The organism is Streptomyces sp. NPDC057280 (assembly GCF_042668605.1).
Classification (GTDB): Bacteria; Actinomycetota; Actinomycetes; order Streptomycetales; family Streptomycetaceae; genus Streptomyces.
On sequence record NZ_JBHUYR010000019.1, the window covers coordinates 49,625 to 59,135 of the forward strand.

A 9,511-nucleotide genomic window follows, 5' to 3' on the forward strand; every position below is an offset into this window, starting at 1 on the left:
AACCTCGCCTCAAGCCTGAACAACCTCTCCAACCGGCTGAGCGAGCTGGGCCGGAGCGAGGAAGCACTCGAAGCGGTGACCGAAGCCGTGGACGTCTACCGCCAGCTGACCGCAGCACACCCCGACGCCTTCCAACCTGACCTCGCCGGAAGCCTGAACAACCTCTCCAACACCCTGAGGGAGCTGGGCCGGGGCGAGGAAGCACTCGAAGCGGTGACCGAAGCCGTGGACGTCTACCGCCAGCTGACCGCAGCACACCCCGACGCCTTCCAACCCAACCTCGCCGGAAGCCTGAACAACCTCTCCAACACCCTGGGCGAGCTGGGCCGACGAGAGGAAGCACTCGAAGCAATCACCGAAGCCGTAACCATCCGACGCAAACTGTCGCTCGTGCGTCCTGCGGTCTATCAGGCCGCACTCGAACAGTCTCTCGCTGTGCTGGCCTGGCTTCAGGAGCTTGACGGTGAGTGAGGTATGTCTGCTTGGGCGGTCCTGAGGTGAGTTGGTAGTGCTTCGTTAGGTTCTGTTTCTGCCTGCTGCCGCCCCCTCACCGCAGGCAGAAACTAACGCAGCACTACCAGATGTTGCACTTTCTTACTGGTTGACGGTCGGTGTCTATGCATCTCAGAGCGGGAGTCATTCCGATGCGTTGATAGATGCCACTTAGCTGCGTCGACCACGTACCACGATGAGACCGGATGTCACCGCGAGGGACCGCGCCGCCTACGGCAATGCAGGCGTAGTGACTCCCGCTTGCCCTGACATTGATCTTGGCGGAGGTCCTCAGGTGACTCCCGATCCCCTCGCGGAACGACATCAGTGGGGACCTGCACAGCCAGTCTCCACACACGCAGCGGCCGTCCAGTAGAAGTGGACGGTCAGCATGACACAGCCCCTTCCTTGATCGTCCGAGTGGCTCTGTGAGCGCCGATCTCCCCTGCCCGGACCAAGTGGAGCCAGCCGGGGAGAAAACGGCGCCTCAGGGGCACTGACGGACTCCTGAGGGGTGCTCAGGTCAGTGCCATGTCCATGAATCGGCTGTAGTGGCCCTGTAAGGCGACGGAGATGGTGGCGGTGGGGCCGTTGCGGTGCTTGCCGACGATGACGTCGGCCTCTCCCGCGCGGGGTGACTCCTTCTCGTAGGCATCGTCGCGGTGCAGCAGGATCACCATGTCGGTGTCCTACTCGATGGCGCCGGATTCGCGCAGGTCGGACACCTGAGGTTTCTTGTCCGTGCGTTGCTCGGATCCGCGATTGAGCTGGGAGAGCGCGATGACGGGCACGCCCAGGGTCTTGGCCAGCAGCTTCAGCCCTCTCGACATGGCGGCGACTTCCTCCTGGCGGGAGGCGCCGCGCCGGCTGGCGGGGGTCATCAGCTGGAGGTCGTCGACGATAACGAGGTCCAGGCCGTCGCGGGCGGCGAGGCGGCTGCGCGGATCGCGAGCGCAGGGGACGGTTCACCTGCTCGTCACCAGCCGCTCGCGCGACAGTGATGTGATCTTCGCAGAAGACGCCACGCAGAAGACCCGTCACAAGGTGAGTGTTATCGACCAGCTGGTGCTATCTGAGGGCTGCGGCCCTGGGACCGAGTGGTTTTCTCTCCCGCCTTGCCAGCCTCAAGCGTGCCCGGGTCGACGGCTTCGCCCGGAGCGCCGACGGCGTAGGGGCCATCCGGCTCGGTGTCGCGATCATGCGGCAGGAGGAAGAAGACGCGGCGGGCGAACAGTCCGCTGTCCGGGTCGCTTGCGGAGCCGGGCTTCAGGTTGGTGTAGCCAACCATGCGTCCGTCGCGGTCGTAACGCGGCCGGCCACGTCGTGTGCTGACCTTATCCAGGGCCTGGCGGACGTAGTCGAGATTGTCAGGCTCTTCGAGCCACACCACTTCGGCTTCGTCGACGAGTTGGGCGTCCTGCAGCATCGAGCTCATGGCCGAAGACCCTCCTGATCGGCGTCGGCCGGGCGACGGCCTGTCAGCGCGGCTGGGGTGCCGCTCTCTTCCCTGAAACGTGCGGTGCAACATTCAGGGTCGGGGTTTTCATGGTACGGGCCGCTGTGGCGCGTGCTCAGGTGGCCGGAGACGCTCATGGAGCTTCGTCTCCCTCGATGTTGGCGAGGAGGGCCAGACCGGGATAGAGCTTGACGTTGTTGCTCTTGATCATTTCGGTGGGGGACGACAGGCCGATCTCCTGGCGGATGCGTCCGGCGAAGGCCCGGCTGGTGGCGGGGCGGATGCCTTCGTCCGTGCACCAGCGCAGGTAGGTCTCGTACAGGAGTTTCTGCTCGACGCGCAGGTCGGGGTCGGGGCGCCCGTCGGCACCGCGGGTGCAGCATTCGGTCAGGAAGCGCCCGACGTGGTCTTCGGTCTTCTCGTAGGCCTCGGTGGCCAGCCGGACGGAGGCCGGCCCGTGCAGAGGGTCGCGGGTGGCGAGGTAGCGGCGGGCGCCTTCGATCAGCCAGTGCAGGATGCCGGGGCCCTCGTCGCGGACGAGTTCGTGCCCAAGGTTGTCGATCTTGCGCTCGTCGGGGACCTGCCGCTCGAACGGGACCAGCCGCATGCGCCGCCAGAATGCGTGGCCGCCGGTGCCTACTTCGGGCCGGTGGTTGCCCAGGAGCCACAGCTTGTGCGTGGGGGTGAAGGTGAAGAAGTCCTGCCGCATGCGGCGGGCCGTGATCGTGTCGCCGCCGGTGAGAAGCTTGACGCGGGCCTCGTCGAACTTGTCGTTCGGTTTGAGTTCGCTGCACACCACGATGCGCCGGCCGTGCAGCTCCGTCAGTTCAGTGGAGTGCTCGGTGTATTTGCCCTTTTCCATCAGAAAGCCTGGTGGGGCGGCGTTCGCGTAATCGCCGAGGATGTGCATCATCACCTCAAGGAGCACGGACTTGCCGTTGGCGCCGGCGCCGTAGAGGAACGGCAGGACCTGGGCGCCGACGTCGCCGGTGATGGAGTAGCCGAGCAGCAGGTGCAGGAACGCGATGGTTTCGCGGCCCTTGGGGTCGTTGCCGAAGGTTTCGTCGAGGAAGCGGTACCAGCGCGGGATCGGCATTGCTTCGGGGCCGACCGTGGTGGCACGGGAGTGCATGTCGGACAGCGGGTTGGGCTTGCGCAGCTCGCCGGTGCGCAGGTCGACGACCCCGGACGGGGTGCACAGGGCGTAGATGTCGCCATCGAGCGTGTCCGGGTCCATGCTCAGTCCGGGCGCGGCCTGGGCCTGTTCCAGGAGCGCTTTCATGCCGGCGGTGGCCTGGGTGCGGCGGCGGTGTACGGCGAGTTCGCGGTCGCTGAAGCGGCCGTGGGGGTCGGTGCGTGGCATCTGCTCGGCCATGTCGCCCGCGGCCCACATGGCGCCCTTCTCGCCGCCTGTGCGCTTCCAACGGTACTGGTCCCACGCGTACCAGCCCAGCCCTTCGACGTGGCGGAACTGGTCGCCGTACATCCGGGCAAAAAGTTTGGCGTTGCCTCGGTCGGTCAGTTCGTCCGGCAGCTGGCCTGCGGCTGGCGGGGCCGTGGGGCGAGTGCCTGCGTCGGTGGCCTGCGTGGGCAGCAGGGGGTGCCCGTCTGTGCCTGGCAGGGCAAGGTGCTCGTGCATCTGCTTGGCTGCCGCCAGCGGGTCGAAACGGACCGGCTCTGTGCTGCTCATAGGCGTCCTAGGAAAAGCAACAGGCGCTGCACGCCTTCAGACAAGGCAAGGTCCCAAGCGGGAGTGTCGGCGGCGACACCGCTTCTGTCGTACTCCGCGCGCGAGAACACCGGCCCTCGTGAAGCAGGCTCCCGGCCTGTCGCAAGCTGGCGTACCACTGATGTCCTCATCGGGGCTTCGGACTTCAGCCACCGCCGGCCACGTCAGCCACCAAGAGACGGCCGGCGTCTGATTCCTGCGACTGACGGGACTGACGGGACTGAGATTTCAACATGCGGCACAGACAGTAGCGCAGTCCCCTCGACAGTCAGCACGATCGGGCTCCGTGTGTTGAAAGTTCAGTCCCGTCAGTCCCGTACTTGCACCAGAAACGATCTGCCGGGCGGGACTGGCGGGGCCAGGCTCGCCGGAGCTCGGCTCAGCCCCGCTCTCAGCCCTTGCATAAAACAGCAGGTCAGAGGACTCCACCATCCCGACTACGGGACTGACGGGACTGAACATTGCAGTTATGAGCTACATACGCATGTACAGCAGTGCACCTTTACGTGCATGCGCATACACGCGCGCCTGATGGCTATAACTGACAAGTTCAGTCCCGTCAGTCCCGTAACCACAGCAGAACAGGCCTCTGAGCTGGTGTTTTTCCTTCACGGGACTGAACGGGACTGAAGCGCAAAGCCCTCAGCCCCCCTCCAGCAGGGACAGCGGCCAAGGCATTGCTCCGCCGGCGACGGGCACTTGCTGACAGCCATCGAGTCAGCGCCCGCTCCGGTCTCACCGGGTTCTGGTCAATGAGCGCGGGAGGATGGCAGCACCGATCATCGAGGGGGCAGCATGCGGTTGACGATCGACACAGCGGTGGACACCTACGAGGAGGCGATTGCTGCTGTACAGGCTGCCTACGGCATGCGCCCCGCTATCCCGGATACTTGGCCCGATGCACCGTTGGTCGAACCGCGGCCGCCCCCGCGGGACCTCAGCGAAGACACTCTTGCCGACGGCTGGAACGAACAGCTGCTGTTCAAAATGGTTGCCGCGCTAATGCCCGGTGCACGTGCCGTACTTCGCCACATAACGGAGGCTGGTGGCAGCCTCTCCTACGACGACGTCCAGGCGCACTTCGGCGCTCACCCTGTCCTCCCGATCCCGCGCTCCCGGATTGGTGGGATGCTCACCAGTATCAAGGCCGTGCAGCGCAGGATCGGCCCGGCTGGTGCGGGTCCTCTCCTCCAGCGGGACGAACGAACCCGCCGCTACCGCATCAACGACGTTCTCGTCGGCGGGCTCATGGGGGTTTTCGCATTGGCCGATGCCCGCCCGGACCTCCTGCGCGGCGAGCCCGCCCTACCCGATGCCTGAGCAGGTCTCTAGAGGAACACCAGCGGCCGCTCCCGCTGGCGGCGGGCAACAACACCGCGGACTGCAGGTGCCATCGGGCCGGCACCTACTCGGCCTTCGCCTCAAGCACGGCACCGGAGCCCCTCTCCCTGGGCGCCTTAGTCAAGGCCGCCGGAATCCCCGTCCCGGACACCATCCCGGCGTGTCAACTCCGACTGGTGCTCCGGCCGTCCGAAGTCCGGGCTGGTGTAATCCGGGCTGGTGAAGCTCGGGCGTGGGCCGTTGTCCGGGCTGCTAAAACCGGGGCGGTCGTAGCCGAGGCGTGGCATACGGCTGGTCGGCGGTGCCGAACGGTGCAGGGCCGTTGCATCGGGGTCGGCCAAGGCGTCCCGCAGAAATGGCAGGATGCCACGTTCTAGCAGCGCCTTGCGCCAGGCTTCTCTGGCCTGCGCCACCTCCTCGCTCAACTCGCCGTAGGCCCCGTTCTCAAGAGAGGGCCTGTCGCGCAAGGCAGTAAAGAGGAGGGAGACAACCGCGACCAGGATGGCGCCCGCAGCTACAGCGCCAAACACCCAACCCATGGTGAGCATGGTCCGGGCGGACGCCGGCTCAGGGTCGAGCAGCTTCAGGATGTATCCGATGATCAGGAAGATCGCCGCAAGAGTTCCGGCGAAGACGGGTACCAGGACCATGGCGACGGCGATGCCACTCGCACCCTTGGCCTCGGCGGCCTCACCCATGCTTGCGGCAAGCCCCAGCGTGCTCGCGTCCCGCTCCGCAGAGCCGGTCCCACGGACAGCCGTCGGCTGCCAGGACGGGCGCGGTGCCCGTACGTCCGCGGCTGTTGCCACCGTTGGTGCCTGTGGACGTACGTGCAGCCCAAGCACCGTTGCCAGCAGACGGCGCCCGTAGGACATCCGGGCCCACTGACGAGGAGCAACTCCGGTACGGATCCGGCGGCCGCCTGGATGTCCAGCGCCGAGGATGGCGGCCCCGAGGCGGCGGCCCAGACCGGCCGGGGCATGGTTACCAGCGGCCACCCTGTCGGAGCGCGGGGAAGCAGACGGAGCAGAGGCGGGCGCCGAGCTCGAACTTGAGGACGAGTAGGCAATGCGCGAGGACTCGTACGAGGGCGCCGGGGGGCGGAGTTCTTCGCGAACCCGCACGTAGTGCTGGTATTCGGTGGCCGCGGCCGCCGTGATGATCGCGGTGGCGTTGAGTGCCATGGTGCGCAGCTGTTCGGGATTGAGCCGCTGTCCCACAGCGGCCAGTTCCGGGCGGTGTGGGGCGGAGCGCAGCGCCTCATCGAGGATCCGCTCGTATTCCTGGCGGTCCTCGCTGCGCAGGTGTTGCGGAACGCTGTTCACAGCCCCTCCTCCCCGAACTCCGTTCTTTGCCATCGTGGAGTGCTTCGACCGTCGCGGCTAGTTCCCGTGCCATGGGCCGGGTCTGCGGGGAAAGGGCCGTCTGCGTTTTGCGAGGGCCCCGCGGGCTGTGATCGATCTGCAGGCAGTTCGCCGGAGGCACGCTCCGGGAAAGGCATGGGCCGTGCGATGGGCGGGGGGTCTTCGGCGGCAGAGGCTGGTAACTGAACCTGGTCTGAGTGGGATGCCGAAGGCGCGGGCTGGGGCTCCGCTCGGGGCGCACCAGCCGCCGGCGCTACGACGCCTCCGGCACCTGGCGTTCCCCAGTCGGCGGCGCCATACAGACGGCCCGAAGCGCCGTCGGCTGGCTCCACCCCGGTCTCCGCGGCCGCCTCCTGCGCGCCTGCCGGCTGCCGCTCGCCCGTCACTGCCTCGTTCACCGTCTGGATGCGGATGAGTTGGGTGAGCAACACGGGCGCCGACATGCCGACGACGAGGGCGGCGTACTTACCGCTGATCTGCCCCGTGGTGCCGAACAGCACCGCGGCACCGGCTCCCATCGTGGTGTGCACGACGGCCGCGGCCAAGTCGACAGGGGCATCGAAGTATGCCTGGAACTGCGGAGCCTCTTCCTGTGTCGTCCCCGCCCTGCTCGCCTGCCGATGGGCGTTGCGATCAGCCTGCCAACACACGAACCGCGCGTACAGGTCCACGGCTCCCCGCAGCAGACCGCCCGCCGCCCCCAACAGGATTAACGTCGGGACGTCCACGTTTTCCCCCGGGTGATGGCGCTGACGCCTGGCAGCGAGCTTGTGGACACCGGTCGAGGGTAGAGCCGCGGACAAGTCGCAGGGAAGAGTCCAAGTCGGCCCGTAATTCGGGCAAACACCCTTCTCTCGAATATGTTTTCCATGCTCCTCGGCGTGGATCCCCCTCGCAGGCGACGCCGCACCGTCGTCAGATGGACGGATGGGGGCGGCTCCTGCACCGCTTCCCCGCCTTCCACTCAAGACGAGTGGGATGGCTGCCGAGGTGTCGTCGCGAGGGCCTGCTGACAGGTTCGTATTGCCTGGACGATCGACCGGGCGGGAGCCCTGGTCAACTTTCCCTCCTGTTGGCTGTCACGGGCTGTCGTGCAGTCTGCGGGTAACCCAGTGGTGGGCCTCGCGGAGGGCGGTCTCATGCTCGTCAGTGAGGTTTTGCTCGCCGGGGCAGAGGAAGGCAACTGTGCCACGGACTTCGATGATTCGATCCTCTGGGCTGTACGGATCGTCCGGCGGCTCCTCGTCAGGTCCTGGCAGGGGCGGTTCACTGAGTTCCCAGAACATGCCGTTGGCCGTCTTGTTCACTGGCCGATCATCCGGCCCCAGGTATGGCACGAAGTAGTAGAGGGCCAGTGGATGGTGCCCGGGCAGCCACTCCAGTCCGGTCTCGCCGCCTCCGTGGGGAACGACCATGCCTCGGATGTCGGGGAAGGGGGCACGGTTGAAGCGGAGCTCGCCGTTCTCCAGGAGCAGGGCGAATCGCTGCCCCGGGCTTGAGGAGTCGGCCCCGGAGACATCAACGATGCCTGGTGCCTCGGCTGTCACTGTTTCGGGCTTTTCCCCGCGTCCGGTGGCGGGCGTGTCCGCGGGAACATCGAGGTCGGTTGGGGGTTCTTCGTTTTCCTCGGGCCAAGCGTGCGTCGGCGGGTGCGCCTCATCAAGGGGGGTCTGCATCATGTCTGCCTGCCGCATGACCTTGTTGAAGAACGTCTCGGAGATGGCGGAGAAAGGCAGGTTCCACGGCAGAGCGAAGGATTTGACGTCCCAGCCATTGGCCCGGGCACGGTCCGCGTTGGTGCTGATGCGGCTGATGGTGCTGTTGGCGGCCTGCTGCTTGTTGACTCCGCCGCGCTGGTAGTAGGCCGCGGAGTCTTTGGTGGCCCGGTAGATGAAGTTGCAGACCTGGCCGAGGCTGAAGTCCGCCAGGGCGTCAGCCAATGTGGTGCGGGTTCCGTCACCCTGCTTCATCTCGAGGTGGTGCTCGGCCAGTTTCATGTCGAGGTAGGCGGAGGCGTGCGCAAGGGCGAGTTCCTCCCACAACTCGCGCCACTGTGCCAGCCACGAGCTGGGCCACGGTCCCTCCCGGAAGACTTGGTTGAGGCCGGTGAGAAGGCGTGGCGTCCGGGCCGGCAGATCTTCTTCCGGCCCGAGCAGGTAGTAGCTGACCTTGCCGAGATAGAACGAGCCGGTGGGCTGGTCGTCTTCCCATACGAAGGCGTCGCCGCGCGAGTCCTGGTGCGCCAGGATCAGAGTGCGGTTCTTTGCATGCAAGAGCCTGCGCTCGTAGTCCCAGCGGAGGCTGGCCGGCGCCCAGCGTCGCTCCTTCGGCCAGCTGTCGGTGGGGGTGGTCAGCCCCGCGTCTTCCACGGCAGGATCACTGAACAACGCATGCAGCGCGACCGCCTGGAACAGTGTCAGGTCGCCCACTTCGATCGGCGGGACGGCATGCACCGGGAAGACTTCGCTCAGGGCTTTCCGGCGTCGAGCGGACCGTTCCTGCGCTGCCTGCTTTCTGACCTGCTGCGCAATGCCCTGACAGGCAGGACACAACACGTTCCCTTGACGCACCAACTCGGCGTAGTTCGTCCTGCTCGTGGCTTCGTGCGGCTCCCCACACTCCGCACACCGCACGTTGTGCAACAGAGCGGTCGCGCCCTCTTGTACCAGCCGCTGCATGTCACGCTGCGTCAGTCCGAACTGGCTGCGAACGGCGCTCACACTCTGCGCCCATGTCTCGCCGTCTTCCGCCAGCTGCCAGTAGGCGTGAAGTGCAGCGTTTTCGTTCGGGTCGTCGGTGTGCAGTTGTAACTCGATCGCCGCCACAAGCCCCCCAAGGTGTTGCGTTCGCGGAATCGTCCCAGGATTCCACACCAGGCTGACAGTGCTTCCTGCTCTCAAGAGCAGCGTGCGCCGCCCAGCGCCGTCTTCGAACCAGGTTGCGAAGCCGGCAGACGGACTCGTACCGGCCCCACACCGACCCCAGATCGAGGCCCGGGTCCACGCAGGCCCCCATGCGTCGTCCAAGAGCCCTTGGTCACGTCCGCTGGAGTGGTGTATTGACGGCCACTCGGTGATCTCTTCTTTGAGGCTATGCGGTGAGTTCGGTGGGCAGGTCGGTGTCGTCGGT

5 protein-coding genes and 3 pseudogenes are annotated in these 9,511 nt (G+C 66.3%); 2 read left to right on the forward strand and 6 right to left on the reverse strand.

The window, feature by feature from the left end; genetic code table 11:
- Positions 1-471 (forward strand): tetratricopeptide repeat protein (locus tag ACFUO4_RS45165; protein ID WP_383497008.1); only part of this gene is annotated, 471 nt, incomplete at its 5' end.
- 539 nt (positions 472-1,010) lie between these two features.
- Here the strand turns inward: ACFUO4_RS45165 and ACFUO4_RS45170 are convergent.
- The 3 genes and pseudogenes from ACFUO4_RS45170 to ACFUO4_RS45180 all read right to left on the reverse strand — a co-directional run.
- Positions 1,011-1,427, reverse strand: a pseudogene (locus ACFUO4_RS45170) (DnaB-like helicase C-terminal domain-containing protein); the annotation flags it as partial.
- Positions 1,428-1,543: 116 nt separating this feature from the next.
- Positions 1,544-1,927: a DUF6009 family protein gene (locus tag ACFUO4_RS45175; protein WP_383497010.1), complete on the reverse strand. Its 384-nt coding sequence runs from the start codon at positions 1,925-1,927 to the stop codon at positions 1,544-1,546.
- 154 nt (positions 1,928-2,081) lie between these two features.
- Positions 2,082-3,638 (reverse strand): phage/plasmid primase, P4 family, encoded by a 1,557-nt coding sequence (locus ACFUO4_RS45180; protein ID WP_383497013.1) that lies wholly within the window; start codon positions 3,636-3,638, stop codon positions 2,082-2,084.
- A gap of 834 nt (positions 3,639-4,472) precedes the next feature.
- On the opposite strand from ACFUO4_RS45180, the gene ACFUO4_RS45185 reads away from it, so the two are divergent.
- Positions 4,473-4,997, forward strand: coding sequence for a hypothetical protein (locus ACFUO4_RS45185; RefSeq protein WP_383497016.1), 525 nt, complete (start codon positions 4,473-4,475; stop codon positions 4,995-4,997).
- 137 nt (positions 4,998-5,134) lie between these two features.
- Here ACFUO4_RS45185 and ACFUO4_RS45190 read toward each other — a convergent pair.
- The 3 genes and pseudogenes from ACFUO4_RS45190 to ACFUO4_RS45200 form a co-directional block, all read right to left on the reverse strand.
- Positions 5,135-5,773: pseudogene (locus ACFUO4_RS45190) on the reverse strand (hypothetical protein); the annotation flags it as partial.
- A 330-nt stretch (positions 5,774-6,103) separates the two neighbouring features.
- Positions 6,104-6,376, reverse strand: a pseudogene (locus tag ACFUO4_RS45195) (hypothetical protein); the annotation flags it as partial.
- A gap of 1,085 nt (positions 6,377-7,461) precedes the next feature.
- Positions 7,462-9,207: a hypothetical protein gene (locus tag ACFUO4_RS45200; RefSeq protein WP_383497018.1), complete on the reverse strand. Its 1,746-nt coding sequence runs from the start codon at positions 9,205-9,207 to the stop codon at positions 7,462-7,464.
- Positions 9,208-9,511 lie beyond the last annotated feature (304 nt).